The following is a 26,417-nucleotide window of genomic DNA, read 5'->3' as shown; positions in this document are numbered from 1 at the left end:
CGATGGCATCTTGTTGGCTTATTCCTTGGTCACACTAGGGCTGGTTGAGCGCTGACGCTCAACTAGCACCACGGGTTAACTAAGAGAATCATAAAATAGAATAATTCCTACCCCGCCCTTCAATCTGATCCTTGTATCCGATCAGTGTGTTCTTCATGGTATTCGGATAGCCTGCCTTGAGTCTAAGCTCTTTTAGAGGCATCGCTGGATTCTCAATCATGATCTTTTGAATTCGTATTATTTCTTGTGAATCATATGCTGCTTTATAAGCCCATACATAAATTCATTTTGTGTTGATTAAAACATGTTTATACCTTACAATCATAAAAAGAAGGTGTTGTTTTCCCCGCCACCGTCGGGCAGGGCTGAGCTGTCTTTTTATTTTGACGTGAACGTTTGTCCTGTCCCTTTCCCTATGCTATTTGATCTTGATTTGATTCTGCCGCAATCATACTGAAAAACACATAATTTGTCAATAAAATACATACTATTCTCAAAGATTCTCCGAAGGCTCTTTTCTTTCTGCAAATCTCTGACACATAAGCATAAAAACAGGTAATTGAGCGCTCTAGTTTCCTTTCAACGAATCTTTCCCTTTTGATCCACAACAAGTCTAAGAAAGAATCCCTGGATATGAATATAAAAAAGCAGCTTGCCCCTTAAACGGACAAGCTGCTTTTTTTGTTGGTTAAACTGTGACCGACTCTTTGGCTTGTTTCAAATGAATGTCAAAGCGGTCGGCGTTCATCACTTTCACCCATGCGTTGATAAAGTCGCGGACGAATTTTTCGCGGTTGTCGTCTTGGGCGTAAAATTCGGCGTACGAACGAAGGATCGAGTTGGCTCCGAAAATCAGGTCGACCCGGGTGGCCGTCCACCGCACTTCGCCTGTTTGCCGGTCGCGGATTTCATAAATGCCGCCTTCAGTCGGCACCCATTCGTAGTTCATGTCCACCAAGTTGACAAAGAAGTCGTTCGTCAGCACCCCGATGCGGTCGGTGAAGACGCCGTGCGGCAGATCGCGGTAGTTGGCGCCCAACACCCGCAAGCCGCCGACAAGCACGGTCATTTCTGGAGCGGTCAATCCAAGAAGCTGCGCTTTGTCGATGAGCAGCTCTTCCGGACCGACGCTGTACTCTTTCTTTTGATAGTTGCGGAAGCCATCGGCGAACGGTTCGAGCACCGCAAAGCTCTGGACATCGGTTTGCTCTTGCGTCGCATCGCCCCGTCCCGGAATAAACGGCACTTTGACATCAAAACCAGCGTCGCGCGCCGCCTTTTCGACCGCTGCGCTGCCGCCAAGAACGATGAGATCGGCGATGCTGACTTTCTTCGGCAGCTCGCGCTGGATGTCTTCATAGACGGAAAGCACTTTAGCGAGCCGCTCTGGTTCGTTCACTTCCCAATCTTTTTGCGGCGCAAGGCGGATGCGGGCGCCGTTGGCTCCACCCCGTTTATCGGAGTTGCGGAACGTGCTGGCTGAAGCCCAAGCGGTTTTGACGAGTTCGCTGACGGTCAGGCCCGAGTTCAAAATTTTCGCTTTGATTTCTTCGATTTCGGCATCGCTCAATTCATAGTCGACCGTCGGAATCGGGTCTTGCCAGATGAAGTCTTCTTTCGGCACTTCTGGACCTAAGTATCTCGTTTTCGGCCCCATATCGCGATGCGTCAGTTTGAACCAGGCACGGGCGAACGCATCCGCAAACTCTTCAGGATTTTCATAGAAACGGCGGGCGATTTTTTCATATTCCGGGTCAAAACGCAACGCTAAATCTGTCGTCATCATCATCGGCGGCACTTTGACATTAGGGTCTTCTGCATCAGGCGCTAAATCTTCTTCTCTCAGATTTACCGCTTCCCATTGATAGGCCCCAGCGGGACTCTTGGTCAGCTTCCATTCATATTCGAAGAGCAATCGGAAATAACTGTTGTCCCACTGCGTCGGCGTCGGCGTCCATGCGCCTTCGATGCCGCTCGTAATCGTGTCGCGGCCTTTCCCTTTTCCGTATGAGCTGATCCATCCCAATCCTTGCGCTTCAATCGGGGCGGCTTCCGGTTCGGGCCCGACGTGCGAGGCAGGGCCTGCGCCGTGCGCCTTGCCGAATGTGTGGCCACCCGCAATTAAAGCGACCGTTTCTTCGTCGTTCATTCCCATGCGGCGAAACGTTTCGCGAATATCGCGCGCCGCAGCAACCGGATCCGGCTTGCCGTCAGGGCCTTCCGGGTTGACGTAAATGAGCCCCATCTGCACAGCCGCAAGCGGATTCTCAAGTTCGCGATCCCCGCTGTAGCGTTCCGAAGCGAGCCACTCTTTTTCCGCGCCCCAATAAATGTCTTCTTCCGGATGCCAGACATCTTCCCGGCCGCCGCCAAAGCCGATCGTTTTGCCGCCCATCGATTCGATGGCGACATTGCCGGCCAAAATCATCAAGTCAGCCCAAGAAATTTTGTTGCCGTATTTTTTCTTGATCGGCCACAGCAACCGCCGCGCTTTATCCAAGTTGGCGTTATCCGGCCAGCTGTTTAACGGGGCAAAGCGCTGCGTGCCGGTCGAACCGCCGCCGCGGCCGTCGCCGATGCGGTACGTTCCCGCCGAATGCCACGCCATGCGGATGAACAGCGGGCCGTAATGGCCATAATCGGCCGGCCACCAATCTTGGCTTTCTGTCATCAGTTTGCGCAAATCTTCTTTGAGCGCCCAATAGTCGAGTTTTTGAAACTCCTCGGCATAATTGAACTCTTCATCATGAGGATTTGTTTTTCGGTCGTGTTGATGGAGAATGCTTAAGTTCAGCTGGTTCGGCCACCAGTCTTTATTGGTTGTTCGATTTGAGTTGTAGCTTGTGACGCTGCCGTGATACGGGCATTTGGAAGTGTTGTGTTGGTTTTGGTTTTTCATTTCCTCTTCCCCTTTCCATATTCAAATATCACCATTATCTTTTCTAGTTGCTTTTTCTGCCAACTAGAATTGATAATGATTCGTACATTAAAATTATAATAAATTAATATTTAGTAGTAAAGGATAAAAAATATTTTTTACATACAATATTTGTTTGCGGCTGGCGCTTGGCCAACGAAAAAGGAGAAGAGGTCAAATAAGCATGGAAACGGGTTCATTTCATAAAAAGGAGGATATACAACTGCTATGACAGCAACCAGTCCATCCATCCATGGGTTCGCTTTTGCGAAACCGCTTTATTCAAACGATTATGACGGCCGGGTTATTCATTCAAATCGACATTTGGATTCGCAACTTTGCGATTTTATTCATTCGGTCCATAAAAATCAGGAAAATGGCAAATAAGAGTTGGCACTCCTCTCTGATGCGCTTCTATAAGCATCCTATTCAGCTGCAAGCGAATTTTTCCTTTCTTGGTATGGGGGTTTTTCGGCGTATCCTCTGTTACCTTTCTCCCTGGGCTGCGCCCATAAACATAAATGTTGTCGACGAACACAACCTTTGCCCCATTCCCTTCCAAATGCGGCACGAGATCAGCCTGCCGCCTTTTTTTGTTAAAGCGCTCTTTTCAGGTTAGAATCAACGACCATCACTTTTTATTTACATATAACACGGGCTTTGTACTCTAACATCTGACGGAGTTGATGGAAAGATCATGCCACTGTTTCATATCGGTCATGGATGCGCACAAGCCCCGTTTTTTCACGCCTTTTTTGATTCAGACGAAGCTTCGATGCGTCCTTCTTAACGTATGGACAGAATACATGAACAGGCATATGACCTGCCGAGACATTTGCCTCTTGTTTTACTGCACTTTTCCTTTGTCAGCTCATATTCATGCAGGCTCTATTGCTTTCTGGGAAATATTGGTGATCCAATGCACGGAATAACCCCGCCGCCTTTCTTCCGTGCATCCATTTCCCTTTTGGACGATCATCTATGGCGAACAAATGCGGATTTTGCAGAAATTGCACGAATAGCACAGGACAAGATGATTTTAGGACACATATATATACAGTACAAACAAGCTATATAGACATATATAGACAATGGAAAGAGATGAACGAAACAAAAGAAATCGGTCTTGATCATGCATCCAAGCTAAAAGTAATTAACCTGATTTCTTTTAAAGCGTGGTGCCAAAAGGCTGACGTCCCGTTGCTCGTCATACCCCCCTCTTACATCATGGATGATTACACCATTTTATAGAAAAATAGTTATTAATCTTAATCATTTTTTTAAACATTATCATTTAATACAGTAGTACCAAATCTAAACTAGGAAAGGATGATAGACGAATGGTTTGTGTGTGCAATGGTGGATTGTTTCCCCAATTGTTCTTTACGCAGTCTTCAACGGATTTGCCCATTACCATTCCTCTGACCGGAACTGCCGTCACGGAAGTGCTTCGTTTGCAGCCGATTACGACCCTCAGCGGCGACCGCGTCAAGCTCGATTCGATGGTTGAGTTGGAACTGGCTGTTTTAGCCCTTCTATCCGGCGCTACTTTGACAGGGATCACCTATAGGCTGGAACGGTCAACAAACGGAGGAGCTTTTGTCCCAATTGCGTCACTTGATGTCGAATCCCTTCTACCCGTACTCTCACTCGCTGCGAATACAACACTTTTCCCGAACTTGACATGGGTCGACGCACCGGGCGTAGGGACGCATGTCTATCGCATTGTCATTGAAACGAACGGTGGGATTTTATCCACCTTGCTAAGCGGCATCACAGCAGAAACTCGCGCCTTGAACGCTCTTGTTGTTCGCAGCGTATAACCCGGCAAAACCGGCTCAGCGAAAGGCGATTGCCCTCTGAGCCGGTTGTTTTTGCTTTATGGCGCGTAGGTCTTCAGGCTGTCAAGCATGGACGACAATATGGTTCAATGCTCGCACTCCATTAGGCAGCTGTTGGCAGAAAAAAAATCCGTCCGCTTTGTAAGTGGTCGAGATTTCACGCTTACCGACTTGAAATTGGAAATTAGAAAAAGAGAGCGTTTGCCCTGGCTCAATGCGTGACACATGAACCGGCTTTAACCAAAATTCTCCCTTCTCTTCCGCGATGTTCTCGGCCTCCTCATTCATATATTGCCAAGCTTCCATGACAAGCGGATTGAGACGGCGATCGTATTGAATGCCGCCTCCTAACTTTGCCGATAACGCCACGTGTTCTTTTGGGGAAACCCGCAGGCAAATGTAAGGATGCTCTAAAGGAGAAGATCCCAGATTGCGAATCACGAAGTTCCCCGCAACCATCCCGTTCTGCCCCTCTGCCTTTGGAAGCAATAAGGAATACGTGAAATAGCAAACGACACAAATTTCATCAGACAACACCTGTTGAGGCAAACGCTTGATTTCCGCAACAGCTTGCTTCACCATGCGAAGCTCTTTCTCAATCGCTTGGATTTTCTGTTCCAACTCTGGAATCCGATCCATCATCCTTCCCCCTCCTGTGTTCTATGCATTCTATAGGTATGAAAAAAAGAGGAGAACATCTCCTCTTTTTTTCGCATAAAATGGAAACCTCGTTTCTACATAGCAGGAAACACAGCGGGGCATTGCGGCGGAAAGACATCCACCGGGCATTCTTCTTCGCAGATGATTTCCGGGCGCGGTTGGCAGAACCTTGCGGCGACTTCCAAAATGACTTCAAACGTCACAACGATGCTTTGGCAAATACGGATGGAAATATTGGCGGTAATGCTGTTTCCGCTTTGTGTAAACGCCCCGACGCGACAAGTATTAAAGGTGTTTTGCACAGCGTTGCAGCACACCGTTGTGCCTTCTGGAGCGCAAAGGATGACTTCCTCGCTGGTTGTGATTAACGCGGGGTTGCTGACGACGGTCACTTGAGCGCCCGTTGCGTTCGTTCCCGTTACCTCCAACACGACTTGAATCGTTTTGCTTAAGGTGACGGCTTGCAGCGTCACAATTTGATTGCCGACCGTGCACTCAATATCCCGGCGAGGGGCGTCTTCCCCACACTCCAACAATGTGACCGAACAGCTGACTTGGGAAACCGTGACTCCATCCAACGAACCGCTTGGGAATGTGAATGTGATGTCTTGCGCCAGCTGTACAACGTGTGTCGTCCAGTCATAGACTTTGCACACTTGAATGCACTCTGGATCAAATTGTTGAGCAAATTGCTCTAAATTGATAGGCATAGAACCAATCCTTTCTTTCATGAATTTTTGTCAGGCTACTCTATAGTATGATGGGGAGAAATACAAGTTATAGTAAAAACAACTATTTTTATTCATTTTTGAAAACAAAAATGATATGGTTCATGCATGAGCAAGCAGGGCACCCGTTTTTCGATATCTGCATATAATGGCTACCATGACATGCGGAAAAAGGTGATGGACATGAGCAAGGAGCAAAAAACCACCCAATTGCAGCAAAAAATCATCCATCTGAAATCAGAATTGGACAAATACAAAACACTGCTCGCTTCATTAGGCTCTCAAGAAGAATGGGAGCGTCTTCACATGGAAAAGGATGAACTCCAGGCGAAGCATGATGAACTCATCGGACAATGCCGCCGTTATGAAGAGCTGCTGTCCGAGCAAAAGAATGAGATCGAGCGCTTATCGGAAGCATTGAAAACAATGGAGGAAGAAAAAGAATGGCTGCGGCAGGAGATGGAGCAATGGAAAACAACATGCGCCTACTGGCAAGAACAAGCGGAAGCCAATCAAAAACACATCCAGTCTTTAGAAGCGACACTGAAGGCGTTTCAACAAAAGGAAATGGAATGGAATGAAGAACGAACAAAAACAAAAGAAAAAAATCGACTACGAAAGGACGGGACTCTTTCTTTTATGAACGAATCAATCGACTCATGGACATCTTGGTCAGAGAGAATGGAAAACGATTATAAGGTGATGAAGGAACAAATAGAGAAAATCGCAAAGGAGTTTCCAAAACTGCAAAACGCTTTAAGCAACAGTGCCAAAACACACGAACTAGAAAAAGATGTAGACGTTTTAACCAAGAAAATTCAAGGAACAGAAGAAAAACTGTCAAAAATGGATTTAGAAAGACAAAAAGACTCATTGATGCTGCAAAAACATATGTTCACCCAACAAATGGAGTTGGAGTTGATGATGGAAAAGGTCACAAGTCTTGCCAGTGAAATCAAGCATCTCTCGAACCAAATCGCCGATTTAACCCGATCGCGGAATGACCCACCCAAGGATTCGCCAAATGACGATACAATGGAATTGAAGGAGATGCTGTCCCGACTCATGGAGCGGTTAACGGCATCCTCTGATGAGAAATCGAAAGAACCGGCAACATCACCGATCCAATCAGCTAATCCCTTTTCAACAAACATGCAAACGGAAAAGGCGCCGCCACCCCCTAACAGTTTTTTAAAATTACAGGAGTTTATGGATGGAACCAACCAACCCATTGTTGTCTCACCTGTGAAACGCAAAGAAACTCATGCATCCCATCTATATTCACAAAAATCGATCCCAATCAAACGCGTCCGAATGGAACATCCGTCTTCCCATCAACGCCTCCCATTTCAGCATTCATCACCACCTGCAGAGGATGAGGACAATCGATTGAATATCAGCGTTCAGAACGATCATACTGATCCAAATCCAGGAAAACGCTCAGACGCTTCAAGGCTGGAACAGAAAAAGGACCACCAATTGTTTACACAGACAGATGAAGTAAGGTTTGAAAGCACTCATAAAGCAGCGGACCCGTTAAAAAACGAGGATGAACGACCTAACAAAACAGACCCAAACATGGAAATCAAAGAGAAGCAGGAATCTCTAGTTTCTCCCGGCAGCCAAGAGGCGGTGACGCAAGATCCAACATCGGCATCCGACATTTCAGCCGACGGGCAGCAATCAGATTCCGGAACCTATGAAGCGACGGCATTCCTTCCTTCCGCCTCCGTTTTGATCCAAGATGACGCCATCATTCATGGAGAAGACTCTTTTATGGGGGAAGGGAAACCGTCAAAATGGGGATTATGGTCTCTATTCAAAAAGACGAAAACATCTCAATAGCGAAGAGGCGGGAACACTACCGCCTCTTCGCTTTGGATTCAGACATCACTGTTTTCCCGCACGGAATGAAAAATGATCCGTCCGCGGGATTTACCCCCTGTTGACATGCTCTTTCCCTTTCTTTTCTCTATTTTCTTCTTCATTGTACCAGATCATTTGTTCGTGAAAAACAACCCATTTTCCTACATGCAGAAAGTCTTTTGCTGTCTCACAGGGTCGGTTTAGAGATTTTTAACGAGAATACTGCGGCATCAAGGAATGTTCGCACATTTCATCTGTCGAACACGTTTTGCCCCCCCAGCGGCAACATGAGCCCAAATGCAAGGATGAGCCTGTGGAAAAAGACTTTCATCATGTTTGGTTCTTTCCATCCCCTTGCAGCCAGCGATAAATGGTGGCCGCATCCGCTTCATCCACATCCACGACGCGGACGCGGGTGCCAAGCGGCATGACGGCAACGGAAATGGTCGCCAGCCGTTTTCGCTTTTGCCACCACGTCGCTGATGTTTCAAGCGATTGAACGTGACGTTTCAAGATATACGTCGTCGTTTGCCGAAACCATCCGCTTCGAAGCGCCAGCTGCTTCGACGAAAGCGACCATCCCGCGATTTGAAAGCGACGGATGCCGATCCATGCCCCGAGCGGCAACACCACCAACACAGCCGCCCCCCATGGGCGTTCTATATATGCCGCCAAGATGGCGGGAATCACGAGCCAAACAAGCGGACGAAGCATGTAACGGCGTTTCGCGCGCTTGGGCAATGGAGAAAAGGAAACGCCGAGGTCGTACTCGGGCAAACAAGCTTGCATGATCGACGCCACTCTCCTCTTTTCCACAAGCGGACAAAGAACAACATCCCCTGCTCCGCCGCCATCGAGCCTCCCCCCAGCATGAATCAAAGACACAGAGGCGTAGCCAAACAAACGGCGCAGCCAATTCTCATGAATCACGATGCCTTGGACGCGGGCAACTGGGACGGACACCGCTTTTCGTTCCAGCCATCCGCGGGCAATGACAATCGTGTCTTCTTGTTTCCGCACGACAAACGAAGCGTACCGGATCATGTTTTGTACGATAGCTACTCCATAAGCGGCCAAGAGAAGCGACAGGATGAATAGGGCAATAAGCAATCGTCCATGTCCGTTCCATGTCGACTGAAGATCGCGGATCAGCGCCTCATATGGAATGAAGTCGCCTAATTGCGACAAAAACCCACATAAAGCGGCAACCACGCCAAGCGCTCCACCGCTTGTCAACGAAGCCACCCCTATTTCTTTTGCCGATAAGGCAAACAGAGCACGATGTGGACGGTTCGCGGATGGTTCTGGATGGGCGGCGGCTCCCACCTTGTGTTTCGCCTGTTCCACGCATCGTTGCAGGCAGCGGGCTTCTTCCTTTGATATGGCCCGAAGCGTCACTTCTGCTTCACCGAGGGCATCACCCGCCGCCTCAACATGTACTTGAACCACTCCCGCCATCCGTTGCCATATCCCCTCTGTCACTGAAATCCCATGGATGCGCTCGAACGGAATCGAACGTCTTTTGCGGACAAACACGCCTTCCTCCACGAGCAAGCGGTCTTCATCCCAAGCGTAGGTAAAGCGGAGCCAAGACAGAACCCCCATCACCACCGTGTATACGACAGCCGCCAGCGGCACGATGAAATCCCGCCAAGAGAAGCGGTTCAGACTGCCCGCCACCATGATCACAAGGAGCGGAACGACCATGTTTTTCAGTTCTTTTCCGACTCCCGCCATAATCGCAACGGGATGAAGGCGGCGTCTAGGCGTCATCTTCATCCACCACCTTCGCCCACTCGGCAATCAAGCGGCAAAGCCGTTCTGCTTCTTCCATCGGAAGAGCGGGAATTTCATGAGCGGCCGCCGCTGTGAACACCGCAATGGAAGCCAACCCGTACCGCTTGAGAAGCGGACCTTGCCGCACATCGACGTACTGAACGCGAGCCATCGGGATCAAAGTCCGTCTCGTAGACCAGACTCCTCGCTGAATGTCAATCTCTTCTTCACGAATGTCATAGCGCCAACGTCTTTGGCGCAACGGCGGGAGCCAGACGACCCATACAATGGCTTGCACCATCCAAACGCCGGCCAACACTATCAATAGCCAAGGAGGAGCATGGAACTGCGAGAGCAGCCATATGATTCCCCCGATCGCCACACCGGAAGCCAATGCCACAAGCGCCCCCGTGAGACGCCACACGGTGACCGCTTTTGATGAAATGGGTTTGCCTCTATGAGGAAGCATTCTCTTAATCTCCTTTTTGCACATCATTTCTGTTTCCAGTATAACAAAACATTTCCATGTTGGCGATGCCTTTTTTCGACAATCGTTGACAGAACAACTGAACTATTATATTCTGAAATTATCTTTTTTGCTTAACCGCATAAAAGCAAAAAAGCACATCTATGAATCAACATTAGAGCAGAAAGGTTGTTGTCAACATGGAACAATCCCGTCCTCAGCTGCAAAAAGGACTATTGCCCCGCCACGTTCAGCTGATCGCGTTAGGAGGGATGATCGGCACCGGCATTTTTAAAGGAAGCGCCGAGGCCATTCATATCGCCGGACCAAGCGTCGTGCTCACGTACTTGATCGGCGGCGTGCTGTTGTTTTGGATTATGGCTGCACTGGCCGAGATGGCGATCGCGTATCCGGGTTCGAACGTTCAACATTTGATCCGCCGGGCGTTTGGATTTCGCTGGTCGTTTCTCGTCGGGTGGCTGTATTGGGCGAACTGGACGTTGGTCACGGTCGTCGAGCTGCTGGCGGCAGGCAGTTTTTTGCGCTATTGGATGCCGGCGGTGCCGCTTTGGCTGCTCGCTCTTAGCTGCGCGCTGTTTATCATCGTGCTGAACTTGTTTCCTGTTCGCTACTATGGGGAAACAGAATTTTGGCTCGCTGGGTTGAAAGTGGCGGCGCTGGGGCTGTTCATCTTGCTTGGGGTCGGCATGTGGTTGGGAGTGATCGAAGGAGCGGACGGAAACCCATGGAGCCGTTATGCGACGTACGACGCCTGGTTTCCGCATGGGATCGGCGGCATGATCAGCGCCCTGCTTGTCGTCATGTTTTCATACGGCGGAGCGGAGCTGATCGGTGTAGCGGTGACGGAGATGAAAGACGCCGACCGGGTGCTGCCGCGGGTGATCCAAACGACGATATGGCGGGTCATCGGCTTTTATGTGTTGCCGATCGCCATCATTTGCGGCATCATGCCCTGGAGCGCCGTATCGGCGGAAAACAGCCCATTCGTCCAAGTGCTCGAGGCCACTGGCATTCCGGGCGCCGCCCATGTGATGAACGCTGTTTTGCTTGTGGCCGTCTTATCGGCGGTCAACACCGGGGTGTACGCCACGTCTCGCTTGCTCTTTTCCATGGCTGAGCAAGGAGAAGCGAGCCGCCGCTTGTTGCGGACGACGCGACACGGGGTTCCGCTTTACGGGATGGGAATGGTCGCCGTCTGCATCGCTCTAGGGGTCGTTGGCGCCTACTTGGCGCCCGGGCGGATCATCGGGGAATTGATGACGATTCCTGGGTTTACCGTGCTCATCGTTTGGATGATGATCGGCGCCGCTCAGCTGAAGCTGCGGCCGCACTACAAAACGAAGCCGTTTTTCCGAACGAAAGGGTTTCCGTACACAACGATGGCGGCGGTCGGGGCGCTCGGGGCGATTTGGCTTGGCTTTTTGCTTCAAAGAGAGCATCGAATCGGTTCGCTTCTCTGCGTGGCCGTCTTGGTTCTCTTATTCATCTATTCCACTGTCAAAGAAAAGCAGCATCAAGCAACAAAAGCGCCCGGGCGAACGGCGTAACCAAACCGCCTCTTTTCGCTCGGGCGACAGCTAGAGACGGGCGTCCTTTCATCATAGACGGCGCCCGTCTTCCTTTTTTCGTGTCCAACCGTTCCCACGATATTCGTCCCATGCCCGCCAGGCCATGGTCGCCATGCCGAGCGCGAGAATCAGCGCCTGTCCGTCCATCCGGTGTTCCGTCCATAAGTGATGCCCTGCCGCTCCGATGCCGTAAAGCACCCAAACCACTGAAAACCACATAACTCCCAACCAAAATCTCCGCATCGTTTCTCCCTTTCTTTCTCCCGTTTTCCCGATCGCTCCGTAAGACTCAGGCGAAGCCGCCTATATTGTATATTTTTTGAAAAAATGGGGGATTTTCGTATAATTATACCACAATTTTCACAAATGAGCCGAAAAAAAAACAAGCCATTCCCCTATGCTCCAAGGGAAATGGCTGCGCGTTTTGCGGAAACACCGATGATGATTGGTTAGTTGGCCGGCGACAGCTCGTCTTCGGTCACCCATTTGTGGTTGGTCACTTTTTGACCAGTTTCCGTATCGATGTAATCGACCATATACACCGTCGTTTGTTTCGCCGAATCAATGACTGCTTTGGCCCCTTTCATCCCTTCCATGTGATCGGCATTCAAGACGACTTCATCGCCCGGCTGGAACGGTTTGTCTCCGGCGTTTTCGATTTCTTCGTGAATGACCCATTTATGGTTTTTCACTGGGTCCCCGCCTGTAGTTGGGGTGTATGTGACCGTATAGACGATCGTGTCAAAGGCACCGGTGACAGTCGCCTTGGCTCCATCCATTCCCGGCATATGGTCGGCATGGATGATGACTTGGCTTCCAACCGGATACTTTGGTTGTTTCGCCTCCTTCAATCCGGCCGGCACCTCTTTGGAGCCCGAGTGATTCATTCCTTCATGCCCGGTGTGAGAAGCTGTATGTTCCTTTGGCGCTTTGTTGTCGTTGGCACCGGTGCAGGCCGATAACAAGAGCGCTGCCATAACTGAAGTTGTTCCCAATAACATTTTCCAGTTTTTCATCGTTTTCACCCTCCTTGCCTTGTTAGCATACCGGACATTTGTGCAGATTTTGTGGAGATGGCCTTGGACTTGCCGCTAAAGGCCGTATGGCGCCTAGGCTGACTGTCCTTTTGGGCGGGGGCTGTTTCACCCCGCTGCTTTTTGCCCTATCTTTCGCCAGACGAACCACAAAAGAACGATCGATGCAACAGCGAGCATCAGTTTGCCCGCCCAGGCGGCCTCGAGGAATTGATGGACGGCATACGCTTCCATCCATAAAGCCGGGAGCTTGCCGAGCGAGCTAGCCGTTGCAAACACGAGAAGAGACGTGCGGCCGATGGCAGCAACGAACGTCACCGCCCCGGATGGCACAAACGGCAACAGTCGAAGCGCGAAAATAAGCCCAAACGCCTCCTTGCCACTTGCATGAAGCAACGGCTTCACCTTGGGATGGGAAAGCCATGTCGTCTCGCTCCATCGGCGAAGTCCTTTTCGATACAAGACAAACGAGACGACCGCTCCGATCGCCTCGCCGGCAAACGACACCCAAAAGCCGGGCCAAAATCCGAAAACGGTCAAATTGGCGGCAGTTAAAAAGGCGCTTGGGACGACTCCGAGCACGCTGATCACCACATTGCAGGCTAGACTCAAGAAGTACGCCGCTCCGCCGTATGCTTGAAGGAACTCAATCATCCGTTCTTCCATTTGACCCAAACGCCTCTCTTTACGAAAATGGTTATGACTTGCGTCCTTCCCATTTGTAGCCGACGCCCCAGACCGTCTGCAAATATTCGTCCGCTGGGAACCCCGCTTTACGCAATTTTTCGCGGATGTTTTTCATGTGGGAGTCAACGGTCCTCTCTTCCGTATCAGCGAGATAGCCCCATAGCGATGCGATGATTTGCCCTCGGCTGAACACCTGATTCGGGTGCTTTAACAGCAGTCCCAAAATGGCAAATTCTTTCGGCGTCAACGCAATCGGCTTATCTTCGTAGCGGACCGTATGTTCCTCTTCGTCCCATACAAGCCCGGCCGCGCGAATGGCGGAACGACCGCCGGCTGTACGGCGCAGCACCGCTTCAATGCGAGCAAGCAGTTCCGCCTCGTCAAACGGTTTCGTCACATAATCGTCCGCTCCGATTTTCAATCCTTGGACAATATCCGCCGTCTCATCGCGAGCGGTGACCATCATGATCGGCACATTCGAAAACGATCGAATGCGGCGGCACGTTTCCCATCCGTCGAGTTCTGGCATCATGACATCAAGCAGCACCAAATCGGCGTGATGGCGCCGCAAATAGTCAATGGCTTCCGCCCCTGAACGCCGTTTCACGCAACGGTAGCCGTTCGGCGCTAAATACAATTCCAATAAATCGAGCATCCGCTCTTCATCATCAACCAACAGCAAGGTATACATCATTATCCCTCCGGCAGCGTAATGAGGATGGTCGTTCCTTTTCCTTGTTCGCTTCGAGCAGCGATCGTTCCCCCGTGCGCCTCGACGATTTCTTTGGCAATCGCCAAACCGAGTCCGGTCCCGCCGCTTGTCCGCGACCGCGATTTGTCAACCCGATAAAACCGCTCGAAAATCCGGGGCACATCTTCCGGCGGAATGCCGGTTCCTTCATCGGATACGGCAATGACGATTCCTTGCTTTTGAAGGTGAACGGCGACGGCCACCGTCGTGCCAGAAAACGCGTACTTTCGTGCATTGTCAAGCACATTGATCATCACTTGCTCGAACCGCTGCCGATCAATCGCAGCCATGACCGAACCGGGGCACTGGCACACAAGCGACAACGATTTTTCCTGAAACGCGGGGCGCAGTTTTTCACACAATTTTGTCAAAAACGAACAAAGATTTGTCGGTTGCTTTTCAATCTGGAACGAGTGTTGCTCCAGTTTGGCTAATTCAAACAAATCTTTGACCATCTTTTCGATCTTTTCCGCTTCTTCGTAAATGATCGCCATATAGTTCGCCCGTTGTTCCTCAGACAGATGCGGACGTCGGGCAATGTCGGCGTATCCTTTCACATACGTCAGCGGCGTGCGCAATTCGTGAGAGATGCTCGCTAAAAATTCGCTCCGCTCTTGTTTCAAATACGCCAAATCGTTGGCCAGCGTTTGAATGGCGTTGCCTAACTGCGCCAGCTCATCGTCTCCTTTCACTTCGACGCGCACGGAAAAATCGCCTTGGCTGAGCGCTTCGGTCGCTCGCTTCATGCGAAGAAGCGGCATCGTAATGGCGCGGGAGAAAAAGGCGATCGTCATCATCGTAATCGCCACGGACAACATACCGACGACAACAAAATGATGTTTCAATTTATACACCATCGTCCGGATCGAGCGGGTGTCTTGAAACATATACACATATCCCCTTGTTCCACCCCTGATTTGAATCGGGCTGACGGCAGCAATATGTGACGCCCGCTTCCAGTCGGTTTCAACCATCATTCCCCGGCGGGGAATATGGCGGCCGTTCGTTAAAGGAATGAGGCGCTTGGCAAACGGAACAATGCCGCTAGACGCCGATACAATCCGGCGCCGGGCGTCCGTAATGGCGACATCGGTTTCCGCCTCTGATTCCATCATCACGACATGCGCCAACGTCGTTCGATCGTAATTTTTTTCCAATACATTGCGATGGCTGTTTCCCCGCGCCAGAAGCTGCGCGAATTCTTCCTCGATGCGCGCATGGACGAGCGTAGCGTAGAGGGAAACGAACAGCACCATTTCAATGGCCAAGACAAAGGCAAAAAACAGCATTCCGAGTTTCCATGACAGTTTTCGCACGGATTCCTCTCCTCATCCATCAAGCCCGAGTGTCATTTCAATTTTACTATTTTATTTGGCAAATGTGCAGAAAGTGTGGAGATGCGGCTTTGCGCCGCGCCAAGGCGTCTTGTCCTGCCAAGGAGACAAACCTTGGCGGATGCGTCTTTTTCCTTCTTCCTTTATACTAAGAAGCAGACTGTGCTCATGTGGAGACGACAGAAAGGGGTTTATCGATGAAATCGCTCGTGTTAGCGGAAAAGCCGAGCGTCGCTCGCGACATCGCCCGCGTGCTCGGCTGCAAGCAAGCACATAAACATTATTTTGAAGGAAAGCAGCACATTGTCACCTGGGCGCTCGGCCATTTAGTGGAGCTGAAGATGCCGGAAGACTACGACCGAAAATACGAAACATGGCGGCTGGAGGACTTGCCGATCATCCCAAAGAAAATGGGCTTGAAAGTCATTCGGCAAACAAGCCACCAGTTTCGCGCCATTGAACGGTTGGCGAAACGACCGGATGTGAAAGATGTCATCATCGCGACCGACGCGGGCCGCGAGGGGGAACTGGTGGCGCGCTGGATTTTAGAGATGATCGGTTGGACGAAGCCGATTTGGCGGCTATGGATTTCGTCGCAAACCGACCGCGCCATCCGCGACGGGTTTCGCCAGTTAAAGCCCGGGGCGCAGTTTGACCGGCTGTATCAATCGGCCGTCTGCCGCGCCGAAGCCGACTGGCTGATTGGGTTAAACGTCTCGCGCGCCTTGACGACAAAATACAACGATCCGCTTTCGGCCGGGCGCGTGCAAACGCCAACGCTCGCGATGATCATCGAGCGCGAACGCGAGATCCAATCGTTCGTTCCCGTGCCATATTGGACGATTCGGGCGAAGATTGGTTCCATCACGGCCGTATGGGAGCGGCATGGAGGACATCGTCTGTTTGACCAAGACGAAGCGAAGCAGCTGATCGCCCGCCTTGACGGTCAGCCGGCGCGCGTCGTGTCAGTCAAGCGGAAACGAAAAAGCGAGCCCGCCCCGCTGCCGTATGATTTAACCGAGCTGCAGCGGGATGCGAACAAGCGGTTTGGCTTTTCGGCGAAAAAGACGCTCTCGGTGTTGCAGCGGCTGTATGAACAACACAAACTCGTCACGTACCCGCGCACCGATTCGCGTTATTTGCCAAGCGATATGGAAGCGACGATGACCGAGCGGTTGTTGGCGATGAAATCCGGTTATGAGGACGTCATCGCTCCGCTCCTTGCCAAAGGCAAAGCCAAAGCAGCCAAGCGGGTATTTAACGATGACAAAGTGACCGATCATCACGCCATCGTTCCAACGGATGAGCGGCTCAACCTTAGCAGGCTGTCCACTGATGAGCGCAAGCTGTATGATCTCATCGCCCGCCGTTTTTTGGCGCTTTTCTACCCGCCGCATGAATCCGAAACGACGACAGCCGTCTTTGACATCGGCGGCGAAACGTTTGTCGCCAAGGAGACGGCGGTTGTCAACGCCGGATTTCAAGCCGTTCTCAGCAAAGAAGACAACAAGGCCCAACCAACGTTGTTGCATCTCGCGGAAGGCCAGACGCTCCCATCAGTGCAACTTGAGCTGGAACAATCGTTCACGGAACCGCCTGCCCGTTATTCGGAAGCTGACTTGCTCGCGCAAATGGAGAAATACGGGCTCGGCACGCCGGCGACAAGAGCGGACATCATCGAACGGCTGGTTGAAACCGAAGTGGTCGAGCGAAAAGACGGACGGTTTTATCCGACAAAAAAAGGGAAACAGCTGATTGAGCTCGTCAATGAAGAGCTGAAATCGCCGGAATTGACCGCCCGCTGGGAGCGGGAGCTGGAGGCGATCGCCCGCGGGAAAGGAAATCCACAACAATTTTTGGCCAACATCCGCCGGCAAACGCAGCAGCTCGTTGCCGAAATTAAGCAAAGCGAGCAGGTATACAAAGCGCCAAACCTCACGAATCTGACGTGTCCAGAATGCGGCGCGCTTTTAAAAGAGCGGAAAACGAAAGACGGACGGATGCTTGTCTGCTCGAACTTACAATGCCGCTACCGCCGCCGGCGCGACCCGAAACTGTCGAACCGCCGTTGTCCGCAATGCCACCGACGCATGGAAATGCATGAAGGAAAGGCAGGACTTTATTTCCAATGCCGCCCGTGCAATATTGTCGAAAAAGCGGACGAGACCAAACGCATCGCCGCCAAAGGCAGCGAACGGGCGCTTCTCAAAAAATACAGCGCGTCGAACGAATCGTTTGGGGTCAGTTTAGGAGAGCTGCTCAAGCAGGCGTTGAACGAAAAAAAGGAATGAGGTTGCCGCACCGCGCTAGGGGCTAATGCCCCTGGCGGTTTCTTTTTCATCTTTGAAGTCTGAAACTTCCTTCTCATTGCCTCGTATATATAGGTAAATCTATCGCAAAGGAGCGATCGCGATGTTGAAAAAATGGCTAAAAGCACTTTTCGACCATCCCCATCATCCGTCGCACTACCATAAACATTACAGCAGCAGCGACCACCATTATTACAACCCGACGTATCACTCGCACCATCACCCGTCCCAGTACGGACACCATCACTACAAAAAGAAACATCACAGCGGCAGTTTCTTCTCGAGCTTCTTCGGCAGCTGATGAAACGTTTGTTCGAACGCCATCCGCTCATCGCCCGCTGGTTTGACCGGCCGCATCGGAACGGAACTATACTTCATGGCCGCTATGAAGTCATCGAAGAGCTCGGGATGGGAAGCTACGGCATCGCCTACAAAGGGTGCGATCACCTGACAGGCCGTCTTGTCGTCATCAAACAAGCGCGGCGGACAAAAGGAGAAGACGGCCGCCGCTTGCTTCGGCGCGAAGCTGACGTGCTCGCCCGCCTGCGCCACCCGCAAATTCCGAGGCTGTATGATCGGTTTGTGGAGCGCGGACAGCCGCATCTCGTGATGGAGTATATCGACGGAGAAACGGTGGAAGACCGGATTTTCAAGCTGGAAGCCAAGTACACGGAACAAGAGGCGTTTCGATTGTTAAAGGAGGTGCTTGAGGTCGTCCGGCACGTCCATGCTTTCGGCATCGTCCATCGCGATTTGCGCATCCCGAACATCATTTGGCGCGATGGAACGGTGGCGATCATCGATTTCGGCTTGGCCTGCCGCATCGGCGAACCGGTGGATTTCCGCGATGACGACCCGCTGGAAAAGCGGCTGCGGCGCAAACCGCATCCACGAAGCGATTTCTATGCCCTTGGACACTTCACCTTGTTTTTATTGTATTCTGCCTATGAACCGATAAGTGACGAGGAAAAAAGCTGGGAAGAAGAACTTGACTTATCCTCGAACGCCCGCAGGATCTTGCGGAAAATGCTGCAGCTGGATGCGCCGTATGACCATGTTGACGAGTTGATCGACGACGTGGATCAGTTGCTCGCAGAACCCATCCGGAATCAAGCAGGGGCGCTTTGACGTTTGATCGCACCGCTCCCCGACCAACCACCCCTTTTCCCCATTTGGAAAGGGGGGGCTGTTTCATTTGAGGCGAAGTGAAAACAAAATACGCCCTGTCTCCCGCTGATGGAGAAACAGGGCGCAACGCTCTTTCGGCACTGCCACTCGCTTATTTTCCTTGGAACACCGGGCTCCGTTTCTCTTTAAACGCCGTCACCCCTTCGCGATGGTCTTCGGTTTCCACCATCAACCCTTGAACGAGACGCTCTTCTTCGAGAATCTCCTCGAGTGTCGCGGTCAGCGCGTGTTCAATCAGCCGTTTTTGTTTTCCGATGGCTTTCGTGGGCCCACCCGCCAGCTTCGAGGCGAGCGATTCTGTCGCCTCGCGCAGTTTCTCAGCTGGGACGACCTCGCTTAGGACGCCCAATTCATACAGGCGACGGGCTGAAATCGGATCGGCGGTGAAGAAAAACTGTTTCGCCAAATGCGGACCGACAAGCCGCGGCAGCCAATACGACCCGCCGCCGTCCGAGACAAGGCCAACTTTCGCAAAGCTCAAAATGAATTGACTGTCTTCGGCCGCGAGGATCACATCGCAAGCCAGCGCCAAATTGAACCCAGCTCCGGCCGCCACGCCGTGCACGGCGGCCATGATCGGTTTCTCGCATGATTTCATCGCCAAAATGAGCCGGTTGAGTCGGCCGATATGCTCATACGCCTGCGGGGCGCTCGACTGACCCATCGTTTTCACATCCCCGCCGGCGCAAAACGCCCGCCCAGCGCCGGATAAGACGATGACGCGGACGGCATCATCCGCCGCGGCGCGTTCGATTTCATCCGTCAGTCCGGCAATCATCTCCGGGCTGAAGGCATTGAGCCGCTCCGGGCGATTCAGCGTCAACCATAATACAGAACCGGATTGTTCCACAAGCAAATGCGAGGTTTCCATATTCCTTTCCTCTCCTTTTCCATTTTGGACTTTTCAGTTTCATTTGATGAGCCATCCGCCATCGACCAACACATCAGAGCCGGTCATGTACGACGCTTCCGAAGAGGCAAGAAACGCAATGACGTTGGCGATCTCTTCCGGCGCTCCCACCCGGCCTAAGGCGGTGTTGCGCTCGATGGCTTTCACAAACCGCTCGTTTTGCAGTCCGCGCTCGGTAAGCGGCGTCTCGACAAAACCGGGCGAGACGGAATTGACGCGGATGCCATACGGCGCCAGCTCCAAAGCGAGCGATTTGGTCAAGTTGATGACCCCTGCTTTCGCCGCGCTGTAGTGCGGAATTTCCGCCCCGGCCTGATGGCCGGACAATGACGCTACGTTCACAATCGCCCGATTGGCGCGCTCGCGTTTTGCCCCTTCGATCATCAGCGGAGCGAGCGTTTGCGAGACAAGAAAGACGCTTTTCATATTGACGCGCTGCACATCATCCCACTCTTGTTCGGTGAGCTCGAGCCATTTCGTATGGGTCGAAATGCCGGCATTGTTGACGAGCACATGCAAGTCGCCGTACCGATTTTGGACGTATGCGGCCAAGGCGCGCACTTGTTCGCGGTCCGTGACATCGGCCGCAAACCGATCGGCCACCCCTGGCACCCCAAGACGCGTGATGTCTTGCACCGTTTCTTCCAGTTTGACGGCTGTGCGGCCGACAAGCACGACAGTCGCCCCTTCCTGAGCCAGGCGGACGGCCGTCGCCCGGCCAATGCCGCTTCCCCCTCCAGTAATCACAGCGACGGTATTGGCAAAACGCATCGTTTCCTCTCCCCTCTCGTTTGTGCGACCTTTGTTTTCATCCGTTGCCCCGTATCAGCCGTCCGACGTCTAAAACGTCAGCCCGCCGCCGTCGACCGACAATGTCGCGCCGGTGATAAACGACGCTTCATCGGACGCCAAAAACAACACCGCGTTCGCCACTTCCTCTGGCGTCCCGATGCGGCCGAGGGCGTTCGCTTTCGAAATGATCGGCCATTTGCGCTCATCTTGTTTCCACGGCGTGATGATGTTCGTATCAATGACCCCCGGTGCAATGGCATTGACGCGAATGTTAAACTTCCCATATTCCAATGCCGCATTTTTCGTCAACAAAATCACCCCGGCCTTCGAGGCGTTGTAGGCCGATTCGTACTTTTTCCCTTTGATTCCAAGCAGGCTCGATGTGTTGACAATGGCCCCGCCACCGCATTGCTTCATCACGGGCACCGCGTATTTGATGCCAAGGAACACTCCTTTCAAATTAACGTTGATGACCCGGTCCCACTCTTCTTCAGACAAGTCGGTGCTCCGCACTTCCGAATGGCCGATGCCGGCATTGTTAAAGAGAATATGTAGGCCGCCAAAGGCATCAACCGCCGTTTGGACAAGGCGGCTCACTTGCTTGGAATCGGCTACGTCCGTTTGGACAAAAATCGCCTCCCCTCCTTTTTCCCGAATCAGGCGGACCGTTTCTTCCCCTCCTTCCTCATTGATGTCGCTCACCGCCACTTTGGCGCCTTCTTCCGCAAAGCGAATCGCCGTCGCCCGGCCGATGCCGCTCGCGCCGCCGGTGACAATCGCCGCTTTTCCTTTTAGCCTCATGATCTTCCCACCTTTCGATCCGCTTCTGAATCCGTTTTCAACAGACGATATACCAACCGGTTAGTATGTTGTTTCTTTTATTATACATCACATTTAGAATATTTTAAACATTTTTATACCCCTAATCGGAAAAGCCTGCACTTCCAAACAAAGACGAAGCCAACGGCAATCGAGCCTGCTTCCCCTCCTAACGCGTCTCCTTCCTTCAATGAACACCATGCCGTTCAGGAAAAAAGAGGAGCCTCGGTTTTGGCTCCTCGTTCATTCATCGATGAGGTCAGCGGCGCTGCCGGCGGTTCGGCCTTCATCAGCTCCCCTGTCCTGAAATTTGGAAAAAGAACGATCGACACACGGAATCCAATGACTGCAACCGCTCGATCAGCCCCTGCAAATCGCACGTATGGAGCGTATCGCTCAGTTCGCGGCCTTCCTCCGTCACCAAGTACAAGTGAATTTCCATGCATCCGTCCCAGCGGACGTTGGCGTCAAGCCAGCCATCTTCGCTCTCAAGCTCCAGCCCCACCGTCTCCCCTTGGTCATTTTCGTGTTTTGTTTTGATGACCCATACCATCCTTCGTTCCGCCCTTTCCTGTTCGCCGCCTCACTCTTGTTGTTCCGCTCCGATTCCTGACACCGGGGAGCCAGTGGACGTATGTTCATTCACCCAACGGAGTGCCGCGTCCACCACTGCATCGGCGTCAGAAAGCTGGGTGCGGTGCTCAATGATCCAATTGAGCCCGTCTTGCGGATCAAGGTCATGTTGTAAACATTCCACCAAAAATGATTGGACACATGCCGCATCGCTCCGCTCCCACGCTCCGCACTGGCGGCGCCAAATCGCTTCGATCGCATCTTTCCCGAACTGCATTGAGTTCCTTCCCTCCTGTTGCCCATATTGTCATCCATAGTATGCCTACAACAGATGACAGGGCTCCACAAAAGAAATTGGCGGGAAAGGATTTGATTTCCATTTATACGGCCTCCATCAATGGCCATACTGAGAATATGGAGGTGTTGATTCATGAGAGAGCCTTGGGAAGAACGCGGCGCCACTTCCAGCCTGCCGCGCTATACCCCGGGAATTGGCGTTCCCGATGAAATGAGCCCGATTCGCGACATCGCCCGCGGTTTTGAAAACGGTCGGCCGCCGGTCATGGAAGTCACGCCAGCTGACAGCCGCCAAACGGCGGATGATATTGATTTTCCGCCGGTTGACCGCGCGTTTTGAAAAAGTGGCAACAAGGGCGTCCTTGTTCGGTGGCCCTTGTTGCTCGGCTTCCGTTTTCTTCCTCTGCGATCGCCGTGCACTCGATTGGCGGCATGACCGGGTCGTTTTGGCCATATACATAGCCATATAGACCATTCCCATGGAGGGACAGCCGTTGCCGATTGAGCTTCCGGACATCACGGTCATTTGCCCGGATCCAGCCGTAGAGCATGTGTTTTCTTCCATTCACCAACGGTGGGAACAATTGGTCAAAACAAGCTCGCCTTACTCCAAAGGAGAACTGTTTTCCCTTCCGTTTCCATACGTCGTTCCCGGCGGGGTGTACCAGCAGCTCTTTTACTGGGACAGCTATTTCATTATATTGGGACTGAACATTTCAAGGCTGCACGAACTCGCCCGCAACATCGTCAACAACTTCTTTTACGAGTTGAAAACGTTTGGAATCATTCCAAACAGTTCCGAACTGGCCCACTTAAGCCGTTCCCAGCCTCCGTTATTGACGTCGATGATCGAGGAGGTATGGCGCGGAGACAAAGAGTGGCTCCGCTCCGCTTACGAATGGGCCAAAATCGAATACAAAGAAGTCTGGATGGACGAAACCACTCACTATCATCCCCAGATCGGCCTCAATAAATATTACGATCGGCTTGAGTCGATGCTGCGGGTAAAGGGGGAGGCGTATCTCCATTTTGACGAAATGTATATCCCGCCTGCGTTTTGGCATGAAAGGGTCGAGGCGGAGTCCGGTTGGGACTATACAGGCCGTTTTCACCGGCAATGCGGCTATTTCATTCCGGTGGATCTCAACGCTTTGCTTTATAAGTACGAAACCGATTTAGCGGCGTTTGCCCGCCTTTTAGCTTTAAACGGCGAAGCGGAACAATGGGAGCAGGCGGCTAAGCGGCGAAAAGACTTGATGAATCAATATTTATGGAACGAGTCGTTTGGCATGTATTTTGATTTTCATTTCCTCAACGGGCGGCAGCACTGCTATTATTCGTTGGCTGCTTTTTATCCGTTATGGGCTCGGGCGGCCTCTAAACAGCAAGCAGCAAAAGTCGTCCGGCATTTACCTTTGTTCCTTCAACCCGGCGGATTGGCTGCCTCCAATGTCCAAACCGGATTTCAATGGGATTTTCCGAACGGCTGGGCCCCGCTTCACTGGATTGTCATCAAAGGGTTGCAAAACTACGGCTATGACCTTGAAGCGCAAGAGATCGCCCGGCGATGGATTCGGCTTTGCACCAAAGTGTATTTGGAAACTGGCAACATGTACGAAAAATATAATGTGGTCGACATGAGCATCCGCACCATCGGCCGCTACCCTTCGCAAAAAGGGTTCGGCTGGACCAATGCGGTCTATCAAAAAATAGCGGTTGACCTTCTTGGGTGCACGGTATGTTGAGGCAGTCGGCCTAGGAACGGCTGCCAACGGCCGCCCTACCGATGGACGGACACCCACGGCCGGCCGTCTTCCCAATGAACGCGGATCGGAAGGCGAAACGCTTCTGAAAGCCGCTCGTCGGTTAACACTTCCTCTTTTTGGCCAGCCGCAAGGATGCGCCCGTCTTGCAAAAGCAAGACATGGGTAATGGAGTCGACGATTTCTTCGATATAATGGGTGACGTATAAGAGATGGCACGGCTGAGTGACGATCTGTCCGATCAATGCTAAAATTTCTTCGCGGGCCAATAAGTCAAGGCCGACCGTCGGCTCGTCCAAAATGAGCAGCTTCGGATTCGCCATCAACGCTCGGGCGATCAATGTTTTTCGCTTTTCTCCTTGCGACAACGTTGCGTACCGCTTTTCTTGGACAGCTTCGAGGCGGAAAGACTCGATTAACGATTGCGCTTTGGACCGATCGTCCTCAGTGACGGCATCGTACAGGCCAATCGTTGCAAACTTGCCGCTGATGACAATATCTTCGACTGTTTCGGCTTGCAAGGTATCATAAAACTGATCAAGCGAGCTGCTCACAAACCCGATATGCCGGCGCAATTCCCACAAGCTCGCCTGTCCAAACCGATAGCCCAATACTTCAACATCCCCGCGCGTCGGGTACTGATAGCCGGTGACGATATTGAGAAGCGATGTTTTCCCGGAGCCGTTTAGGCCAAGAATCGCCCATTGCTCGCCTTCTTTCACCTCCCAGTTGATATCACGCAAAATCATGCGCCCTCCTCTTGCCCATGACACATCGCGCGTGCGGATGATGACGGTCATTGTTCCTCTCCCCTTTGTTGTTCGTATGGACGGTCCTGATAGAAAAAGTTGGGCAACATGGTCGTGTTGTCATACGTTCGGTGAAAAATGTGCGTTGTCGCCGGAGAAAGAGGCGGAATCAGCCATGTCCAATCGCCGGTGACATGGCGGCCGGCTGCTTTCTCTTGCTGTTCAAACAACTGAAATTGGCGCGCGGCGGTATGATGGTCAACGATGCTGACGCCCGCCTTTTTGTAGGAATACAAAACAGCGATATTCAATTCGACCAACGCCTTGTCTTTCCATAATGATGCGTTGGAGTTGGTGTCAAGCCCCATGCAAGAGGCCACTTTCGGAAGCATGTTGTAGCGATAATCATCGGCAAAATTGCGGGCTCCAATCTCCGTACCCATGTACCACCCGTTAAACGGTGCTGCCATATAGCGAATGCCGCCAATTTCTAGACACATATCTGAAATAATCGGGACCGCGTACCATTTTAACTGCAGATCGCGAAACCACGGAAACTCCGGATGTTCAATTGGCACCTCAAGCACCAATTCTTTAGGGATCGGTGTCCAAACAGGCTTCTGGCCGCCTACCTGGATCACCAAGGGCAACACGTCAAAAGGCGTTTTTTCCCCCTTCCACCCAAGCTGTTCACAGGCGCGGGTGAAAGTGAGGGAGGATGAGTCGCCGATGATCCCTTCTTCGGTTTCATAACCGGCATAACGAATCAGTTGATGATTCCAAATGCGCACTTCCCCATTTGGACGGAAGATCGTGATCGTCGGCCGGATTTTCCCGCCATTGGTCGCAAACTCAATATGATGGAATAGATAAGAAAAAACCTCATCTACGGTAACCGCCTCTCTCGCATCGATGACATGGAGCGATTGCCAAAACAAGCGGCCGATGCAACGGTTGCTATGACGCCAAGCCATCTTAGCCCCATAGCTTAACTCTTCGTACGTATGGCTGTATGTGCCGGTTTGTTCCACTTCCCAACGGATTTCGTTCAACCGCCGCTTCATTTCTTGCTCACTTTTTCCAAGCTCCCGATAGCTCACCGTGATAAACTGTTCTGCTTTTTTCATCAACTGCACATCATGCTGTCTGACCCTTGTTTGATTCATATCACTCTCGATGTTTACCATATATGCTTCTTTTTCCTCCACTTTCGATCGATTGGACTCTTCGCAGTCATTCCAATTCCAATCAAGAAACAAATTCCCCCGACCCACCACATTTGCTCGATAAACATCGAAATCGCCAAAAAAATGAGCGCAAAACCAAGCAGTCGACGGATCGACATGATTCTCTCCCTTTCTTCCCCGT

At 51.8% G+C, this 26,417-nt stretch carries 25 protein-coding genes and 1 pseudogene; 8 read left to right on the top strand and 18 right to left on the bottom strand.

What is annotated here, in order from left to right; translation table 11 throughout:
* Positions 1-688: 688 nt before the first annotated feature.
* Together katG and ABS784_RS09950 are read right to left on the bottom strand one after the other, a co-directional pair.
* Positions 689-2,899 (bottom strand): catalase/peroxidase HPI, encoded by a 2,211-nt coding sequence (katG, locus tag ABS784_RS09955; RefSeq protein WP_352512347.1) that lies wholly within the window; start codon positions 2,897-2,899, stop codon positions 689-691.
* Positions 2,900-3,269: 370 nt separating this feature from the next.
* Positions 3,270-3,470: pseudogene (locus tag ABS784_RS09950) on the bottom strand (short chain dehydrogenase); the annotation flags it as partial.
* Between the two features lie 787 nt (positions 3,471-4,257).
* Here ABS784_RS09950 and ABS784_RS09945 point away from each other — a divergent pair.
* On the top strand, positions 4,258-4,740 hold the full coding sequence (locus ABS784_RS09945) for a hypothetical protein (protein WP_020753963.1): 483 nt from the start codon (positions 4,258-4,260) through the stop codon (positions 4,738-4,740).
* Between the two features lie 81 nt (positions 4,741-4,821).
* Here ABS784_RS09945 and ABS784_RS09940 read toward each other — a convergent pair whose 3' ends face one another.
* Both ABS784_RS09940 and ABS784_RS09935 read right to left on the bottom strand, forming a co-directional pair.
* Positions 4,822-5,397, bottom strand: a complete 576-nt coding sequence (locus ABS784_RS09940) for a hypothetical protein (protein ID WP_407067057.1) — start codon at positions 5,395-5,397, stop codon at positions 4,822-4,824.
* A gap of 95 nt (positions 5,398-5,492) precedes the next feature.
* A complete protein-coding gene (locus ABS784_RS09935; protein WP_011231194.1) occupies positions 5,493-6,128 on the bottom strand; it encodes a BMQ_0737 family morphogenetic spore coat protein in 636 nt (211 codons plus the stop codon).
* A 201-nt stretch (positions 6,129-6,329) separates the two neighbouring features.
* Here ABS784_RS09935 and ABS784_RS09930 point away from each other — a divergent pair, with 201 nt between their 5' ends.
* Positions 6,330-7,991: a coiled-coil domain-containing protein gene (locus ABS784_RS09930; RefSeq protein WP_033025378.1), complete on the top strand. Its 1,662-nt coding sequence runs from the start codon at positions 6,330-6,332 to the stop codon at positions 7,989-7,991.
* Between the two features lie 351 nt (positions 7,992-8,342).
* On the opposite strand, the gene ABS784_RS09925 is transcribed toward ABS784_RS09930, so the two are convergent.
* Together ABS784_RS09925 and ABS784_RS09920 are read right to left on the bottom strand one after the other, a co-directional pair.
* Positions 8,343-9,785 (bottom strand): PH domain-containing protein, encoded by a 1,443-nt coding sequence (locus ABS784_RS09925; protein WP_352512343.1) that lies wholly within the window; start codon positions 9,783-9,785, stop codon positions 8,343-8,345.
* A complete protein-coding gene (locus ABS784_RS09920) occupies positions 9,775-10,257 on the bottom strand; it encodes a PH domain-containing protein (RefSeq protein WP_100664436.1) in 483 nt (160 codons plus the stop codon). Before ABS784_RS09920 ends, ABS784_RS09925 begins: the two co-directional genes overlap by 11 nt.
* Before the next feature lie 197 nt (positions 10,258-10,454).
* Between ABS784_RS09920 and ABS784_RS09915 the strand changes: the two genes are divergently transcribed.
* On the top strand, positions 10,455-11,822 hold the full coding sequence (locus ABS784_RS09915) for an amino acid permease (RefSeq protein WP_352512341.1): 1,368 nt from the start codon (positions 10,455-10,457) through the stop codon (positions 11,820-11,822).
* A 51-nt stretch (positions 11,823-11,873) separates the two neighbouring features.
* On the opposite strand, the gene ABS784_RS09910 is transcribed toward ABS784_RS09915, so the two are convergent.
* From ABS784_RS09910 to ABS784_RS09890, 5 genes are all read right to left on the bottom strand, one after another.
* On the bottom strand, positions 11,874-12,062 hold the full coding sequence (locus tag ABS784_RS09910) for a hypothetical protein (RefSeq protein ID WP_231847818.1): 189 nt from the start codon (positions 12,060-12,062) through the stop codon (positions 11,874-11,876).
* A gap of 230 nt (positions 12,063-12,292) precedes the next feature.
* Complete coding sequence (locus ABS784_RS09905; protein ID WP_011231187.1) at positions 12,293-12,859, bottom strand: YdhK family protein; 567 nt, start codon at positions 12,857-12,859, stop codon at positions 12,293-12,295.
* Between the two features lie 126 nt (positions 12,860-12,985).
* On the bottom strand, positions 12,986-13,543 hold the full coding sequence (locus ABS784_RS09900) for a TVP38/TMEM64 family protein (RefSeq protein ID WP_352512339.1): 558 nt from the start codon (positions 13,541-13,543) through the stop codon (positions 12,986-12,988).
* A gap of 31 nt (positions 13,544-13,574) precedes the next feature.
* A complete protein-coding gene (locus ABS784_RS09895; RefSeq protein WP_011231185.1) occupies positions 13,575-14,255 on the bottom strand; it encodes a response regulator transcription factor in 681 nt (226 codons plus the stop codon).
* Positions 14,256-14,257: 2 nt separating this feature from the next.
* Positions 14,258-15,631, bottom strand: coding sequence for a sensor histidine kinase (locus tag ABS784_RS09890; protein ID WP_021321388.1), 1,374 nt, complete (start codon positions 15,629-15,631; stop codon positions 14,258-14,260).
* A 215-nt stretch (positions 15,632-15,846) separates the two neighbouring features.
* On the opposite strand from ABS784_RS09890, the gene ABS784_RS09885 reads away from it, so the two are divergent.
* From ABS784_RS09885 to ABS784_RS09875, 3 genes are all read left to right on the top strand, one after another.
* Positions 15,847-17,940, top strand: coding sequence for a DNA topoisomerase III (locus tag ABS784_RS09885; protein WP_352512336.1), 2,094 nt, complete (start codon positions 15,847-15,849; stop codon positions 17,938-17,940).
* A gap of 121 nt (positions 17,941-18,061) precedes the next feature.
* A complete protein-coding gene (locus tag ABS784_RS09880; RefSeq protein ID WP_014195787.1) occupies positions 18,062-18,259 on the top strand; it encodes a hypothetical protein in 198 nt (65 codons plus the stop codon).
* Complete coding sequence (locus ABS784_RS09875) at positions 18,259-19,086, top strand: serine/threonine protein kinase (RefSeq protein WP_014195786.1); 828 nt, start codon at positions 18,259-18,261, stop codon at positions 19,084-19,086. Before ABS784_RS09880 ends, ABS784_RS09875 begins: the two co-directional genes overlap by 1 nt.
* 151 nt (positions 19,087-19,237) lie before the next feature.
* On the opposite strand, the gene ABS784_RS09870 is transcribed toward ABS784_RS09875, so the two are convergent.
* The 5 genes from ABS784_RS09870 to ABS784_RS09850 all read right to left on the bottom strand — a co-directional run bounded on the left by ABS784_RS09870 (position 19,238) and on the right by ABS784_RS09850 (position 22,517).
* A complete protein-coding gene (locus ABS784_RS09870; RefSeq protein WP_011231180.1) occupies positions 19,238-20,017 on the bottom strand; it encodes an enoyl-CoA hydratase/isomerase family protein in 780 nt (259 codons plus the stop codon).
* Between the two features lie 39 nt (positions 20,018-20,056).
* Positions 20,057-20,827, bottom strand: coding sequence for an SDR family NAD(P)-dependent oxidoreductase (locus ABS784_RS09865; protein ID WP_014195784.1), 771 nt, complete (start codon positions 20,825-20,827; stop codon positions 20,057-20,059).
* Positions 20,828-20,896: 69 nt separating this feature from the next.
* Positions 20,897-21,649: an SDR family NAD(P)-dependent oxidoreductase gene (locus ABS784_RS09860; RefSeq protein WP_011231178.1), complete on the bottom strand. Its 753-nt coding sequence runs from the start codon at positions 21,647-21,649 to the stop codon at positions 20,897-20,899.
* 307 nt (positions 21,650-21,956) lie between these two features.
* Positions 21,957-22,220, bottom strand: a complete 264-nt coding sequence (locus ABS784_RS09855) for a hypothetical protein (RefSeq protein WP_011231177.1) — start codon at positions 22,218-22,220, stop codon at positions 21,957-21,959.
* 30 nt (positions 22,221-22,250) lie between these two features.
* A complete protein-coding gene (locus ABS784_RS09850) occupies positions 22,251-22,517 on the bottom strand; it encodes a hypothetical protein (protein WP_011231176.1) in 267 nt (88 codons plus the stop codon).
* 153 nt (positions 22,518-22,670) lie between these two features.
* Here ABS784_RS09850 and ABS784_RS09845 point away from each other — a divergent pair, with 153 nt between their 5' ends.
* Both ABS784_RS09845 and ABS784_RS09840 read left to right on the top strand, forming a co-directional pair.
* Entirely contained in the window at positions 22,671-22,877 is a 207-nt protein-coding gene (locus ABS784_RS09845) for a hypothetical protein (protein ID WP_011231175.1), read from the top strand.
* A 154-nt stretch (positions 22,878-23,031) separates the two neighbouring features.
* On the top strand, positions 23,032-24,282 hold the full coding sequence (locus tag ABS784_RS09840; RefSeq protein WP_011231173.1) for a trehalase family glycosidase: 1,251 nt from the start codon (positions 23,032-23,034) through the stop codon (positions 24,280-24,282).
* Positions 24,283-24,317: 35 nt separating this feature from the next.
* Here ABS784_RS09840 and ABS784_RS09835 read toward each other — a convergent pair whose 3' ends face one another.
* Both ABS784_RS09835 and ABS784_RS09830 read right to left on the bottom strand, forming a co-directional pair.
* Positions 24,318-25,100, bottom strand: coding sequence for an ABC transporter ATP-binding protein (locus ABS784_RS09835; protein WP_352512331.1), 783 nt, complete (start codon positions 25,098-25,100; stop codon positions 24,318-24,320).
* Positions 25,097-26,176, bottom strand: coding sequence for a nitric oxide synthase oxygenase (locus tag ABS784_RS09830; RefSeq protein ID WP_352512329.1), 1,080 nt, complete (start codon positions 26,174-26,176; stop codon positions 25,097-25,099). Before ABS784_RS09830 ends, ABS784_RS09835 begins: the two co-directional genes overlap by 4 nt.
* Positions 26,177-26,417: the final 241 nt, after the last annotated feature.

The sequence above is a fragment of the Geobacillus sp. G4 genome, assembly GCF_040327975.1.
GTDB lineage: Bacteria > Bacillota > Bacilli > Bacillales > Anoxybacillaceae > Geobacillus > Geobacillus thermoleovorans.
Note: the sequence above shows the minus strand (reverse complement) of the source record. Positions and strands in the feature narration are given on the sequence as shown.